This window comes from Flagellimonas marinaquae, assembly GCF_023716465.1.
Taxonomy (GTDB): Bacteria; Bacteroidota; Bacteroidia; order Flavobacteriales; family Flavobacteriaceae; genus Flagellimonas; species Flagellimonas alginolytica.
Window position 1 is genome coordinate 3,282,993 of sequence record NZ_CP092415.1, and the last position, 13,858, is coordinate 3,296,850.

Here is a 13,858-nt window from a genome sequence, read left to right on the forward strand (position 1 = left end):
TTTTTCCAATACAGGGAAAACTGTAATTTTGCAAAAATTTCAGAAGCAAATATTCTTGGTATGCAACAAATTGAGCTGATGGCTCCGGCCGGTAATTTTGAATCTTTGCAAGCCGCTCTGGACAATGGGGCAGATTCGGTATATTTTGGAGTTGAACAATTGAACATGAGGGCAAGGGCCACGATGAACTTTACTTTGGACGACCTGCCCGAGATAGCCAAACGATGTAATGCCAAAGGTGTTAGGACTTACCTTACCTTGAATACCATAATTTACGATCACGATCTATCCATTGTAAAAACTCTTTTAAAAAAAGCCAAAGAGGTTGGTCTCACCGCCATAATCGCTATGGATCAGGCTGTGATATCTTCGGCAAGAGAGCTGGGACTGGAAGTTCATATTTCTACACAGATCAATGTGACCAATATAGAAACGGTAAAGTTTTATGCCATGTTTGCCGATACCATGGTTTTGAGCCGAGAGTTGAGCTTGCGTCAGGTAAAAAAGATAACCGAACAAATTGAGAAGGAGCAGGTCAAGGGACCATCCGGGCGTTTGGTCGAGATTGAAGTATTCGGACACGGAGCTCTTTGCATGGCTGTTTCCGGTAAGTGTTATTTGAGTTTGCACTCCCACAATTCATCGGCAAATAGAGGAGCTTGCAAGCAGAATTGCCGTAAAAAGTATACGGTGATCGATCAAGAAAGTGGTTTTGAGATGGAACTTGACAATGAGTATATAATGTCGCCGAAAGACCTCTGTACCATCGATTTTCTTGATCAAGTGGCAGATGCAGGGGTAAAGGTCTTAAAGATAGAGGGACGTGGACGTGCTCCGGAATATGTGGCCCGTGTAATAAAATGCTATCGCCAGGCGATAGATAGTTTGTACGAGGGAAACTATGATAAGAAAAAGGTGATTGAATGGATGCAAGAGTTGGAGAAAGTCTACAATCGCGGCTTCTGGAGCGGTTATTATTTAGGTCAAAAGCTGGGAGAGTGGAGTAAAATACCCGGTTCCTCTGCCACACAAAAGAAAGTGTACATTGGAAAAGGAGCACATTTCTTTCCAAAAAGCAACATTGGCGAGTTTACTATTGAAGCCTATGATCTTTCTGTTGGAGATACAATTTTGGTTACAGGCCCAACCACTGGTGCCAAGGAAATGAAGGTTACCGAAATGTTGGTGAACGATGCCAAATTATCCACTGCCAAAAAAGGGGACTCCGTAACCATTCCTTTAGGTTTTAGGATTCGCCTTTCGGACAAATTGTACAAAATTGTTGAAAACAAGGTGGAAGCCTAATGGTAGTTGTTACGCTTCAGCGAGAAAAATGTATCGGCTGCAACTATTGTGTTGAAATGGCGCCACAACATTTTGCCATGTCCAAAAAGGATGGTAAATCTGTTTTATTGCATTCACAGAACAAAAAGGGGTTCCATACCATAAAATCGCACGATGAGGGAATTTTTGATAGCTGTGAACAAGCTTCCAAGGCATGTCCTGTAAAAATCATATCGGTAAAAAGAACCTGATCAAAGTTCCAAAAGGGTAGTGTATACCAAATGAGTGGGCAATCCGACTACATTGTTATAAGAACCTTGGATTTCAGAAATACCGATCATTCCGATCCACTCCTGAATACCGTAGGCACCTGCTTTATCGTAAGGTTGGCATCTCTCGATATAAAAATTGATCTCATCATCGGTCAAATCTTTCAATTTTACTTTGGTAACACAACTGGCCATGGTTTGTTTTTGCGTGGTGGTAAAACATACCGAGGTAATAACTTCGTGCCAATCCCCGGACATGGTCTTTAACATTTTAAAAGCCTCACCTTGGTTGCTCGCTTTTGCCAACGATGCATTGTTGTGCCAGACCACGGTATCCGAGGTTATCAAAATATCCGAAGGGTTCAATTCATTTTTAAAGGGGGTAGCTTTTAACTTAGCCAAATAAGCGGATATTTCTTCGCCCTGTAGTTCTTGAGGGTAAATTTCTTCCACGGATTTTGGGCGTACCTCAAAATCCAGCCCTAATTCTTCCAAAAACATTTTACGACGGGGAGAACCCGAACCTAGGATTATGTGTCTACCTTTGAGTTTTTCCTTGAGTGGGTTTTTAGTCATTCTTTGCACTAAAATTATCGTTCCAGTCCCCTCGAACTTTCAAGACCTGTTCAATTACGTCCCTTACGCAACCATCTCCTCCGTTTTTATGGGAAACATAATCCGAAATCGCCTTAACTTCTGCAACGGCATTTTGTGGGGATGCCGCCAATGCGACCATTTTCATAGGAGGAATATCCGGCATATCATCGCCCATGTAAAGCACGGTTTTCGGGTCTATATCGTGAATGTCCATATATTCTTCCAAAGGTTCCTGTTTATGATGTGCCCCCATGTAAAAATCGGTAACACCTAGACCTTTTAAACGCTCTTTTACCCCTTGGTTGGTACCTCCCGTAATTATGCAAACGTTGTAACCTTTGGTAATAGCTGTTTTTAAGGCATAACCGTCTTTAACGCTCATTTTGCGCAATAGTTCACCATCGGTGGTGATCAATACCGTGCCGTCGGTAAAAACACCATCGACATCAAAAACAAAAGTTGTGATACTGCTCAAAAGCTCTTTATAATTCTTCTTCATGTGCTTGTATTATGGCTCTGCTCAATAGTTTGTATAAAGTAATATGTTTTTCGTTTTTTAAGAGTCCCAAATGACCTTGCATACTTTGCCGATCGTTTCGGCGTGCGGGCCCAGTCTGTGCTTTTTTGGGTGGCATCGTTTTAATTTTCTCCGCTGTTTCCAAAATCAATGGTTTCAACAAATTAAAAGACAGGCCCTCCTGTAGGCAAATCTCTTCGCCAACCCCATATAGGTAGTTGGTAAAGTTATTTACAAAAACGGCTGCAAGATGCAATTTTTTTCGCTGTTCCGAGTCGATAGGATGTACATTTTCAGATATAGGTTTGGCCAAAAGCTCCAATACTTTCAAAGATTCGGTATCGCTTGCTTCAATACAAATGGGAATTGTGGAAAAATCTACCATCTTACCTTTGGTAAAGGTTTGTAGGGGATAAAAAACACCCTTTTTTGTGGAGTGAACAACTGCCATGGGCATAGCTCCGGAAGTATGGGCCACCACACCTTTTTTGTTTGCAACAAATTTGGATACTTTGCCTATAACATCGTCCTTAACAGCAATAATGTACACATCGGCATCGACGATTTCCTTAAAATTATCGGTTACTTCGGATTTGTCGGAAAATTGGTGCAACGCTTGGGTATTGCGACCTACAACTTGGACCACATTAACGTTTTTGGCCTTGGTAAAAGCATCGTGTAAATGTTTTGCCAAGTTGCCGGTTCCCAATAGTACTATCTTGAGCATGATCAAAACTACAAATTTAGGGTTGATGGATTGCAGCAAGAATTAACAAATCTGTATGATTTTTATCAGCTTTCGCATTTAGGAAGTTCTAAAAAGGCCGTATTTTTGCAAGCCGAAAGTAGACCGAATTTCCATGATCGACATTGTTAAGAAAACACTTTTTTCCACGAGACTTATGGCCGTTCTTTTTTTGGTTTTTGCCGCGGCAATGGCCATGGGAACGTTTATAGAGAGCTGGTACAGCACGGACACCGCAAGAATTTATATTTACAACGCCACTTGGTTCGAGGCCATAATGGTCTTTTTTGTAATCAACTTTTTCGGGAATATTTACCGATATCGCTTGTTGCAATGGAAAAAATGGCCGGTACTTTTGCTTCACCTTTCTTGGATCTTGATCATTGTGGGGGCATTTGTAACCCGATATATCAGTTACGAAGGCATGATGCCCATTCGTGAAGGCGCCACGGAAAAGGTTTTTTATTCGGACAAAACCTATTTGACCGCTTTTATAGATGGTGATATCAACGGGGAAACCAAACGAAGGGTTTTAGAGGATGCCATTTTGGTTACTCCAGAAGGCAGACGGTCGAGTTTACCGTGGAAATCGGATTTTAATGGACAGCCTTTTACCATAAGTTATGTGGATTTTATAAAAGGAGCGGAACGTGGATTGATTCCTGATGAAAATGGCACCGAGTTTTTGCAGATTGTTGAGGCAGGCAATGGCCAAAGGCATGAACACTATTTGGAAAATGGGAAAATTGCCAGTTTGCACAATATTCTTTTTGCCCTAAACAACGAAACAGAAGGGGCCATCAATATTTTTTATGATGAAGAAAATGGCTTTCGTATAAAATCTCCTTTTGAGGGTGATTTTATGAGGATGGCCGACCAATACCAAGGTGAATTGCTGGCAGATAGCATACAACCTTTGCAATTACGGTCGCTATACACTGTGGGAGGCATGCAGTTCGTTGTCCCCGAACCTATTACCAAAGGTAGTTATGGCATTGTAAAAGTTCCGGACGAAGAGATTACCGCCGTAACCCAAGATGCGCTTATTGTCTCCGTTTCTGCAAATGGAGAAAGTAAGGAAATCAAACTATTGGGAAGCAAGGGAAATTCCAATTTTTCCGATAAGTTCAATGTTGGAGGTCTCGATTTTACATTAAGTTATGGCTCCAAAGTGTACGAGCTTCCGTTCTCTGTTCAATTGAACGATTTTATCGCCGAGAAATACCCTGGGACCGAAACAGGATATGCTTCTTTTATGAGCAAAGTAACCGTTCACGACGAAAGACCTTTTGATTATGATATTTATATGAACCATATTTTAGATCATAAAGGATATCGGTTTTTTCAATCCAGTTTTGACCCCGATGAAAAGGGAACGGTACTTTCCGTTAACCACGATTGGTGGGGGACCTGGATTACCTATATAGGGTACTTTCTTCTCTATATTGGTTTAATGGGTATTATGTTCTACGGAAAAACACGATTTAGGGACCTACAGGCAATGCTCGAAAAAATAAAGGCCAAAAAAGCCGCCTTGACCACAATTACGCTCTTTTTTGCTTTTGTTTCCATAAACGCACAAGAAACGTCACATGAGCACCAAGGGCTGCCCACAAAAGCTCAAATCGACTCAGTTATCCAAGCTACGACTGTTGCCAGGGAACATGCGGAAAAATTTGGCGCATTGGTCATACAGGACGAGGGAGGACGAATGAAACCGGTACACACCTTTGCTTCTGAACTATTGCGAAAACTAAGTGGGGAAAACAAATACAAAGACCTTACGCCAGGTCAAGTTTTCCTTTCCATGATGCTCAATCCGGGTGTTTGGTATACCGTGGATTTTATTGAAGTGGGAAAATGGCAAAACGATAGTATTAGAAAAGTAATAGGAGTTCCGGAAGGCACAGAATTTGTAAAAGCAACCGATTTTTTTGATGCCAAAGGGGCGTACAAACTAAGGCCGTATCTGGAAAAAGCAACATCCACCAATAATCCATCCAATTTTGAGAAGGACATTAAAAAAGTAGGGGAGCGATTAAGCTTGTTGGATATTGCGCTGAGTGGACAGATCGTGAAGATTTTTCCTTTGTTGAACGATGAGAACAACAAATGGATCTCTGCTGTGGAATACCGTTCTGGTCAATATCAAATGCAAGATTCGCTATATGCCAATTTTGTGAACAATGCAATGCCTTACTATTTAAACTCCTTGCAACAATCCATTGCGACCGGGGATTATTCCCAGCCCGATAGATTGTTGGACGCCTTTAAACAAAATCAGGTAAACCATGGAGCGGAAATATTGCCATCGGACAACAAAATAAAAGCCGAGATCATATATAACAAACTGGATTTGTTCAACCGATTGTACAAGTACTACGCCATGGTCGGTGTGCTGTTGTTTTTTGTTCTGATTGCCAAAATTTTTAAGGAGCGTAAATTTTTGGACGCCTTTGCCTACCTGTTAAAGGGAACCATTGTTTTATTCTTTATTTGGCATACCGTTGGGTTGATAATGCGATGGTATATCTCGGGGCACGCGCCTTGGAGCGATGCTTATGAAAGTATATTGTACGTAGGTTGGGCAACTATGGGCATTGGACTGGCCCTTGGCCGAAAAAGTGAGCTCACCATTGCGGCAAGCGCCTTTGTAACTTCCATGTTATTGTGGATAGCCCACCAAAGTTGGGTAGATCCGGCCATAGGTAATTTGGTTCCGGTATTGGACAGCTATTGGTTAATGATCCATGTTGCTGTTATTGTAGGTAGTTATGGACCGTTGACGGTAGGTATGATCTTGGGTGTAGTTGCGTTGTTATTGATCATACTCACCACGGAAAAGAACAAAAAACGTATGGACCTGAATATTAAGGAGCTCACCGTGATTAACGAACTGGCATTAACGGCAGGTTTGGTAATGCTGACCATTGGCAACTTTTTAGGAGGACAATGGGCCAACGAGAGTTGGGGGCGTTATTGGGGCTGGGACCCTAAAGAAACCTGGGCCCTTATCTCCATTATGGTGTATGCCTTTGTTTTGCACATGCGGCTGGTTCCGGGACTACGTGGCAAATGGATATACAATTTTGCGAGCATTGTGGCTTTTGCCAGTATTATGATGACCTATTTTGGCGTAAATTTCTACTTGGTCGGACTGCATAGTTACGCCAGTGGGGACCAAGTAATAACCCCAAGCTTTGTATGGTATACAGTACTCGGGGTCTTTATTTTAGGTGGAATTAGTTTTTGGAGGTACAAAGTACATTATGCCAAAAAGTAGGCTATTGTTCCATTAATAACTTCATAATCTCTTCTGCGGCCACCTTGCCCTTTTCCTTTAGGAAAGGTCTAGAGGTATTATCGCCCAGTTCAAAAACTATGGATGGCATATTGTGGTGCACATAAAAGTATTTGCTGGATACCATGGTCGGGGCAATTTCATCGGAAGCACTTACATTGGTTTTCTTTTGAGGTAATCTATCTCCGATCCTTTCGATCCAATCAAAGATTATTTTGCCTTTTTTACCGGTAACCGTTGTATCAATGGGATAATAAATGTCGTCCCAAGTGGAATGGAAGTCTGCGCCAAAGACAAAATCATATTCTTTGTCTTTATCCACAAGAAAATTGCGGACATTCCGAGTTTCGGGTTGATTAAAATTTTGCCAATCCCTATTAAGGTCGATTCCGCCCATGTTGTGCCGCCAATGACCGTTATCTGCTCCATCAGGATTCATTAATGGCACAACAAAAATGGTATGTCCCTTTCTAAAATTTTTAGCCAGTTCAGAATCATTGGAGATGGTTTCTATAAAGGATTTCATGGCCAAAAATCCAGTAACCTCTGGTGGATGTTGCCTCGATATGATCATTAATGCTTTTTTAGTGGCAGTATTTTCGTTGATTTCCATTAAATGCATGGTTCTTTTCTCCTTGGAAAGCCCAATGGGATAATTGTCAATGAAGCTCTTTTGGCTCAACGAATCCACCCATTCCTTCACTACGGCAGATGTATATAGCTCCTGAGCGGTCACCCAAGTAGGTTTTTCGTTGACACTAATGGTAAGCTCGGCAGATTCTGGTGCGGCTTTAATGCCAAACTCGCCTTCACCCGGATTAATTGCTTTAAAACGGGTACTGTCCAAAGGCTTAAAGTTTTTACCATCAGTACTTATTTTTGGGTAATATCTGCTTCGGGAATCTTGGTAATTGATCTGTACGGTAATCTCCTTCGCCTCTTTGGACCAAACCTGAAAGGCGTACCAGGGACTCACATTAATGGGGGTATTTTCTGCTGTTATCCAAACGGTATAGTGATCATTGCCATCGTAGGCAACGCCGTTCAGTCGGGCACCATCGAACTTATTGGAGAAAAAAGTAGTACTGTCGTTAAAGGCCCAAACGCCTCTCCATTGTTTTTGGATGGGTTTGTCCACCGTAGGTACAACTGGACTTTTTCCTTGCCCTTGATAACCCGTTTTTTCTTTACTTTCTATAGTTTCTGGACTTTTTTTACAGGAGGATAGAAGTACTAAGGACGATAATGTTCCAATGGTAATCAAAAGTTTAATTCGCATGGTTTTCAGAATTTTTGAATTGGTTGGTTACTAAAATACTACAACTGATTTTCCGATAAATATAAAATAGATATAATTGTATCCATTTTTTTCGCATCTTTGCGCCATTATGAAGTTATAAGAATTATGTACGCGATAGATGCCAACGTTGGGGAAACCCGATTTAAGTAACCGAAAACTTCTCGGTAACTAGGTATTTCACTTCTTTTTTTACACATAATTCTATTTATAATGACAAATCAACATACAAATTCATTTAAAAAATTTATTCGGTATTTCTGGATAGCTATTTCTGGGAAAGAGACTGAGTTTACCACAGGAAGCATCCGTAAAGCCATTTTTATGTTATCCATTCCCATGATCTTGGAAATGCTCATGGAATCCATTTTTGCTTTGGTGGATATTGCCTACGTTTCCCAAGTAAGTGTAAATGCAGTTGCGACTATCGGGTTAACGGAATCCGTAATTACTTTGGTGTACGCTCTAGCCATTGGGTTAAGTATGGCAGCCACTGCCGTAGTTGCCCGTAGAATAGGCGAAAAGGATGTGGATGGAGCTCGAATTGCCGCAGTGCAGGCCATAGGATTGGGTGTTTTAATTTCTGTGGTAATTGGGATTTTCGGAATAGTTTATGCCAAAGAAATCCTTGGATTAATGGGAGGAGAGCCCGACTTAATAGAAGAAGGTTACGGTTATACCCAATTTTTGATTGGAGGGAATATCACCGTGGTCCTACTGTTCTTGATCAATGCCATATTTAGGGGTGCAGGAAATGCATCCATTGCCATGTGGGCCTTGGTACTCTCCAACGGGCTCAATATAATTTTGGACCCCATGTTCATTTTTGGATTTGGTCCAATACCGGAAATGGGAGTTAAAGGGGCCGCGGTCGCCACTAATATCGGTCGTGGAACAGCGGTACTGTTCCAATTGGGAATTTTGTTCTTTGGATGGGGCAAAATCAAATTGGCGGCCAAGGATTTGGTGGTCAACCTTAAGGTTATGGCAAATCTGGTAAAGGTTTCCTTAGGTGGGATTGCACAGTTTTTGATCGGTACCTCCAGTTGGATTTTCTTAATGCGGATCATGTCCGAATTTGGAAGCGAAGTGTTGGCAGGTTACACTATTGCCATTAGGGTAATGATGTTTTCCTTGATGCCCTCATGGGGCATGAGCAACGCTGCAGCAACTTTGGTCGGCCAGAATCTAGGTGCCAAACAACCCGATAGGGCAGAAAGATCTGTTTGGAAAACAGGAAAATACAATGCTTGGTTCATGGGCGTGGTTTCCTTGGTTTACCTCATTTTTGCAAAGACCATAATCTCATGGTTCAATTCAACACCGGAAGTTGTTGGGAGCGGAGCGCTCTGTCTTCAGATTATTGCGGTAGGCTATATTTTCTACGCCTATGGAATGGTTATGACCCAGGCTTTTAACGGGGCAGGGGACACCAGGACCCCTACAAAGATCAACTTGCTTTCCTTTTGGTTCTTCCAATTGCCATTGGCCTATATCTCGGCACTGGTTTTAGGTTGGGGCGCAACTGGTGTTTTTGTGGCCATTACCGCAGCGGAAATTTTATTGGCAGTTTTGGCCATGGTCTGGTTCAAAAAAGGAAACTGGAAGAAGGTGCAAGTATAATGGGTTTCGTATCTTTAGCATAAAGAAAATCCAATATGAATAGTGATAAAAAAGGTCTGAACACCATCTGTACCCATGTTGGGGAATTGGAGGATAAAGCGTTCAAGGGAGCCGTTTCGCCATTGTATATGAGTACCTCGTATCAGTTTGATGATGTGGAGGTAAAACGTTATCCACGATATTTTAATACCCCCAACCAGGAAGCTTTGTGCAAAAAATTGGCAGCCTTGGAACATACCGAGGCCGCTTTGATCTTTGGTAGTGGCATGGCGGCCATCAGCACAGCCTTAATGACTTTTCTTCAGGCCGGTGATCATGTTGTACTGCAACAAACCATTTATGGGGGCACCTATCATTTTGCCGTGAGCCAGTTTGAACGGTTTGGTATAGAATATTCGTTTACCAACGGGTGGGAAGTGGATGATTTTGAAAAGGAAATAAACCCCAACACTAAAGTGTTGTATTTGGAGACACCATCCAATCCTTTATTGACCATTACCGATATAAAAGGAGTAGCGGATTTGGCAAAAAAGAAAGGAATCCTTTCTATAATCGACAATACTTTTGCAAGTCCGGTAAATCAAACCCCGACAGATTTTGGAATCGATGTGGTGGTGCACAGCGCAACAAAATATATGGGCGGACACTCGGATATTTGTGCAGGAGTAGTAGCTGCATCACAAGAGAATATGGACAAAGTATTCCAAACAGGAATTTGTTTTGGTGGCAGTTTAAGCGATTACACCGTTTGGCTGTTGGAGCGAAGTCTAAAAACTATGGCCATTCGTGTTAGGGCCCAGAACGAAAATGCGATGAAAATGGCGGAGTATTTGGAGAGCAACCAAGATGTGGACAATGTATATTACCCGGGGTTAAAAAATCATCCGGGACACGCATTGGCCAAATCACAAATGAAAGGCTTTGGGGGCATGTTGTCCTTTGAGCTGAATCCAGAAATTGATGCGTCTTTATTTTTTAAAGAACTACAATTGATAAAACCTTCCATGAGCTTAGCTGGGATTGAAAGCACCATGCTCTCGCCAACACAGACCTCCCATGCGCTAATGAGCCCTGAGGATAGGGTCAAGCAGGGAATAAAGGATTCTCTGATCCGTTTTTCGTTGGGTATTGAAGAAATAGAAGATTTGGTCGAGGATATAGAACAGGCAATAGCCAAGGTAAAATCCATGACCGTTACGGTTTAAGAATATATATGAAATTAGACATTTTAGTGTTTGGTGCCCATCCTGATGATGCCGAACTAGGGGCAGGGGCCACCATTGCAAAGGAAATTTCCAAAGGTAAAAAAGTAGGTATAGTAGATTTGACCCGTGGTGAATTGGGAACACGGGGCTCTGCCGAAATAAGGGACCAAGAAGCGGCTAGGGCTGCAAAAATTTTAGGTGTTGCCGTTCGGGAAAATATGGAGTTTGCCGATGGTTTTTTTGTTAACGACAAAGAGCATAAACTGGAGCTCATTAAAATTATTCGTAAGTATAGACCAGAAATTGTATTATGCAATGCCGTTGATGATAGACATATAGATCATGCGCGCGGCAGTAAATTGGTAAGTGACGCTTGCTTTTTGAGTGGTTTAATGAAAATTGACACTAAAATGGACGGGGATGACGAATGGCAAGAAGCATGGAGACCAAAATTGGTTTACCATTACATCCAATGGAAAAATTTGGAACCCGACTTTGTTGTGGATGTAAGCGGTTTTATTGATAAAAAAACCGAGGCCATAATGGCGTACAGCTCTCAATTTTACGATCCCAATAGCGATGAGCCCGAAACTCCCATCAGTAGTAAAAATTTTACGGACAGTGTTAATTATAGGGCAAGGGACCTAGGTAGAATAATAGGGGTGGAGCATGCCGAAGGGTTTACAGTGGAACGTTTTGTAGGGGTGGACAGTTTGTGCGATTTGATTTGATCAAGATGCATTTTGGTATCTTTTCAATGCTTTTGGTACGGTAAAATAGAAGGTCGTCCCCTTACGTGGCGTACTTTCTACCCAGATTTCGCCATTATTTTTGTGGACCATTTCTTTACATAGCGATAAACCTAAACCGGTACCTTTTTCGTTATTGGTTCCGTAAGTAGTGATGTTGGAAGAGTCCTTGAATATGGATTCCTGCATTTCTTGGGTCATACCAACACCAGTATCCCTGACCGATATCTGCCACATGCCCGCCTTTTCCTCGGCACCCACGGTAATAAGACCATTCTCGGGCGTAAATTTTATGGCATTGCTCAAAAGGTTCCGGATAACAATATCTATTTGGTGGTTGTCCGCCCAAATACGGGGATTATCCGGCAGTTGATTTATTATTTTAACGGACTTGTTGTTCGCAATTTCCGACAGTAATTGAATATTGTTGACGACCAATGTGGATAATGATACGCGTTTTGGCTTGGTGATCACTCCGTTCAACTGGTTCATGCCCCAAGACAATAGATTGTTCAGTGTAAAGGAAATATTGTCCACATCGGACTTTAGTTTTGGAATATAAGATACCAGTTCCTTGGTTGAAATATCCCCATCGGTGAACATTTTTAAAATACTTTGCAATCCTCCAATAGGTCCTCGCAGATCGTGCCCGATGATTGAGAATAGTTTGGTGTTCGTTTTATTGATTTCGTGCAGCTGCGCTTCTCGCTGGGTTACGGCCAAAGATTTTTCCTTGAGCTCCCTGTTCAGTTTTTTCTGGATCTTTTCACTCCTGCGGACCACAAAGGTGATGATACTCAGAATAAGTAAAACAATTACTGAAAAATAAATATAGTTCCGTTGTTTGGCCAATGCGGCTTGGTTGGCCTCGATCAATTCTTTTTTCTCCTGTTGATATTCCAATTTGGTTTCGAGCAAGGACAAGCTCTGTTTGTTTTTGTCCATAAACAGGGAATCGGACAGGGTTTTAAAAGTTTCGAGATAGGCCAGTGCCTCCTCGTTTTCACCTTTCTTTTTATATATTTTGTACAAAGTCTCAGAACAATCGATCTGCCCTTGAAGCGATTTTATTTTTTGGGATATTGCGAGACCTTTTTTTGCATGCACCAAAGATAAACTATCCTTTTCCAAGCCATAATAGACTTTGGCCATACCGTTCATTAATTGGATCTTTATCCTATTGTCCTCAATCTCGTCTTTAAAGAGCATATTACTTTGATCGTACCAATACAGGGCCCACTTATATTTTTTTTGATCCAGGTAGATATCGCCTTTTACCTCGTAGGCGTAGGCAAGCCAATCGTATATTTTGTATTTTTCGAATGTGTTTATACTGCGGTTGATGTTGAAGATTGCATTTTTATAATCTTTAGCATCTCTGTATAAAGATGCCATATTGCTCTGGGTCTCCGCATCGATAATTTCGTTGCCCACTTTGCGATTTATTTTTTGGACCGTATCGTAGAACATCAGAGCATTTTTAAAATCTTTCTGGTCGGCATAGAGGCCGGCTATGTTCTCATTGAGTACCGAGAGCATTTTAAGGTTGTTGATCTGTTTTGCCAGATCAATGCCTTTCAGATTTAAGTTAAGAGCTTCGGCATAGTTGCCTTCGAAACTATAATTTTGGGCCAGAGTGTTCAATATGGATATTTCACTTTGAACATCCTCCACATCTTTCGAAAGTTGAAGCGCTTCTTTGAACAGGGGCATGGATTTTTTTCTATCCCCTTTATCATAGTAATAGTTTGCCACGGCTTCCAATCCTTTTATGGTGCCATAGTTGTAATTAATTTCGCTACTGTATTCCAAGGCTTTTTGGGCCACATCGTAGAGACGTTCGTTGTCGTGGAACCTGTAAACTCTTGCCAAACCTAGGAGTAGATTAATGTGGGTACTATCCTTGGGATTAAATCTGTTGGTAGATTCCAACCGACGTAATCTAAGCTCCATACTGTCTTTTTTGCTGGTTTGTCCTGATAGCGGACCGGAAAAAAGACAAAAGCCCAGTACCACTATACAAAATGATAGTGTTTTAAAGTTGTTGGGTATGAAGTTTTTTTCTGACAACAATAGGTTGAAAATTATTTATGGTAAATCTACCTTTACACTACTTTAATTGGAATTATTTGTTGTGAAACTGCCAAAATTGTGTGTTTGGTCTTAAAAACGTGCACTTCGTCGGTAAATTGTACAGAATTGATATTATGTTAGTTGAATGCGGGATTTTTCTAGGGCAAATCCATTGGATATAATTTTATTGATGGAAAT

Annotated in this window: 11 protein-coding genes; 6 read left to right on the forward strand and 5 right to left on the reverse strand. The window is 41.5% G+C overall.

The features are described from left to right. Positions 1-60: 60 nt before the first annotated feature. Together MJO53_RS14510 and MJO53_RS14515 are read left to right on the forward strand one after the other, a co-directional pair. A complete protein-coding gene (locus MJO53_RS14510) occupies positions 61-1,305 on the forward strand; it encodes a peptidase U32 family protein (protein WP_252079624.1) in 1,245 nt (414 codons plus the stop codon). Further along, positions 1,305-1,535 (forward strand): ferredoxin, encoded by a 231-nt coding sequence (locus MJO53_RS14515; protein WP_224837254.1) that lies wholly within the window; start codon positions 1,305-1,307, stop codon positions 1,533-1,535. Before MJO53_RS14510 ends, MJO53_RS14515 begins: the two co-directional genes overlap by 1 nt. On the opposite strand, the gene MJO53_RS14520 is transcribed toward MJO53_RS14515, so the two are convergent. From MJO53_RS14520 to MJO53_RS14530, 3 genes are read right to left on the reverse strand one after another with little or no spacing between them, the layout of a single operon-like run. Then, positions 1,536-2,129 (reverse strand): Maf family nucleotide pyrophosphatase, encoded by a 594-nt coding sequence (locus MJO53_RS14520; RefSeq protein WP_252079625.1) that lies wholly within the window; start codon positions 2,127-2,129, stop codon positions 1,536-1,538. Then, entirely contained in the window at positions 2,122-2,649 is a 528-nt protein-coding gene (locus tag MJO53_RS14525; RefSeq protein WP_224837256.1) for a KdsC family phosphatase, read from the reverse strand. Before MJO53_RS14525 ends, MJO53_RS14520 begins: the two co-directional genes overlap by 8 nt. Then, positions 2,633-3,394 (reverse strand): Rossmann-like and DUF2520 domain-containing protein, encoded by a 762-nt coding sequence (locus MJO53_RS14530; RefSeq protein ID WP_252079626.1) that lies wholly within the window; start codon positions 3,392-3,394, stop codon positions 2,633-2,635. The genes MJO53_RS14525 and MJO53_RS14530 overlap by 17 nt, the downstream gene beginning before the upstream one ends. Before the next feature lie 133 nt (positions 3,395-3,527). Between MJO53_RS14530 and ccsA the strand changes: the two genes are divergently transcribed. Then, positions 3,528-6,695, forward strand: coding sequence for a cytochrome c biogenesis protein (ccsA, locus tag MJO53_RS14535; protein ID WP_252079627.1), 3,168 nt, complete (start codon positions 3,528-3,530; stop codon positions 6,693-6,695). Position 6,696: 1 nt separating this feature from the next. Here the strand turns inward: ccsA and MJO53_RS14540 are convergent, their stop codons facing one another. Then, positions 6,697-7,992: a M14 family metallopeptidase gene (locus tag MJO53_RS14540; protein WP_252079628.1), complete on the reverse strand. Its 1,296-nt coding sequence runs from the start codon at positions 7,990-7,992 to the stop codon at positions 6,697-6,699. A gap of 231 nt (positions 7,993-8,223) precedes the next feature. Here MJO53_RS14540 and MJO53_RS14545 point away from each other — a divergent pair, with 231 nt between their 5' ends. Genes MJO53_RS14545 through bshB1 form a run of 3 tightly spaced genes read left to right on the forward strand, consistent with a single transcriptional unit; the run spans position 8,224 to position 11,569 of the window. Beyond that, the gene (locus MJO53_RS14545; protein ID WP_252079629.1) at positions 8,224-9,633 is read left to right on the forward strand and encodes an MATE family efflux transporter; all 1,410 of its coding nucleotides are present in this window, start codon (positions 8,224-8,226) and stop codon (positions 9,631-9,633) included. Between the two features lie 35 nt (positions 9,634-9,668). Continuing rightward, a complete protein-coding gene (locus tag MJO53_RS14550; RefSeq protein WP_252079630.1) occupies positions 9,669-10,838 on the forward strand; it encodes a trans-sulfuration enzyme family protein in 1,170 nt (389 codons plus the stop codon). Between the two features lie 8 nt (positions 10,839-10,846). Continuing rightward, entirely contained in the window at positions 10,847-11,569 is a 723-nt protein-coding gene (bshB1, locus tag MJO53_RS14555) for a bacillithiol biosynthesis deacetylase BshB1 (protein ID WP_252079631.1), read from the forward strand. On the opposite strand, the gene MJO53_RS14560 is transcribed toward bshB1, so the two are convergent. Then, a complete protein-coding gene (locus tag MJO53_RS14560; protein ID WP_252079632.1) occupies positions 11,570-13,540 on the reverse strand; it encodes a tetratricopeptide repeat-containing sensor histidine kinase in 1,971 nt (656 codons plus the stop codon). Positions 13,541-13,858 lie beyond the last annotated feature (318 nt).

What these genes read in the sequence shown, in the direction of transcription:
- MJO53_RS14510 (WP_252079624.1), top strand. Translation starts at nt 61, where the DNA reads ATGCAACAAATTGAGCTGATGGCTCCGGCCGGTAATTTTGAATCTTTG.
- MJO53_RS14515 (WP_224837254.1), top strand. Translation starts at nt 1,305, where the DNA reads ATGGTAGTTGTTACGCTTCAGCGAGAAAAATGTATCGGCTGCAACTAT.
- MJO53_RS14520 (WP_252079625.1), bottom strand. Translation starts at nt 2,129, where the DNA reads ATGACTAAAAACCCACTCAAGGAAAAACTCAAAGGTAGACACATAATC.
- MJO53_RS14525 (WP_224837256.1), bottom strand. Translation starts at nt 2,649, where the DNA reads ATGAAGAAGAATTATAAAGAGCTTTTGAGCAGTATCACAACTTTTGTT.
- MJO53_RS14530 (WP_252079626.1), bottom strand. Translation starts at nt 3,394, where the DNA reads ATGCTCAAGATAGTACTATTGGGAACCGGCAACTTGGCAAAACATTTA.
- ccsA (WP_252079627.1), top strand. Translation starts at nt 3,528, where the DNA reads ATGATCGACATTGTTAAGAAAACACTTTTTTCCACGAGACTTATGGCC.
- MJO53_RS14540 (WP_252079628.1), bottom strand. Translation starts at nt 7,992, where the DNA reads ATGCGAATTAAACTTTTGATTACCATTGGAACATTATCGTCCTTAGTA.
- MJO53_RS14545 (WP_252079629.1), top strand. Translation starts at nt 8,224, where the DNA reads ATGACAAATCAACATACAAATTCATTTAAAAAATTTATTCGGTATTTC.
- MJO53_RS14550 (WP_252079630.1), top strand. Translation starts at nt 9,669, where the DNA reads ATGAATAGTGATAAAAAAGGTCTGAACACCATCTGTACCCATGTTGGG.
- bshB1 (WP_252079631.1), top strand. Translation starts at nt 10,847, where the DNA reads ATGAAATTAGACATTTTAGTGTTTGGTGCCCATCCTGATGATGCCGAA.
- MJO53_RS14560 (WP_252079632.1), bottom strand. Translation starts at nt 13,540, where the DNA reads ATGGAGCTTAGATTACGTCGGTTGGAATCTACCAACAGATTTAATCCC.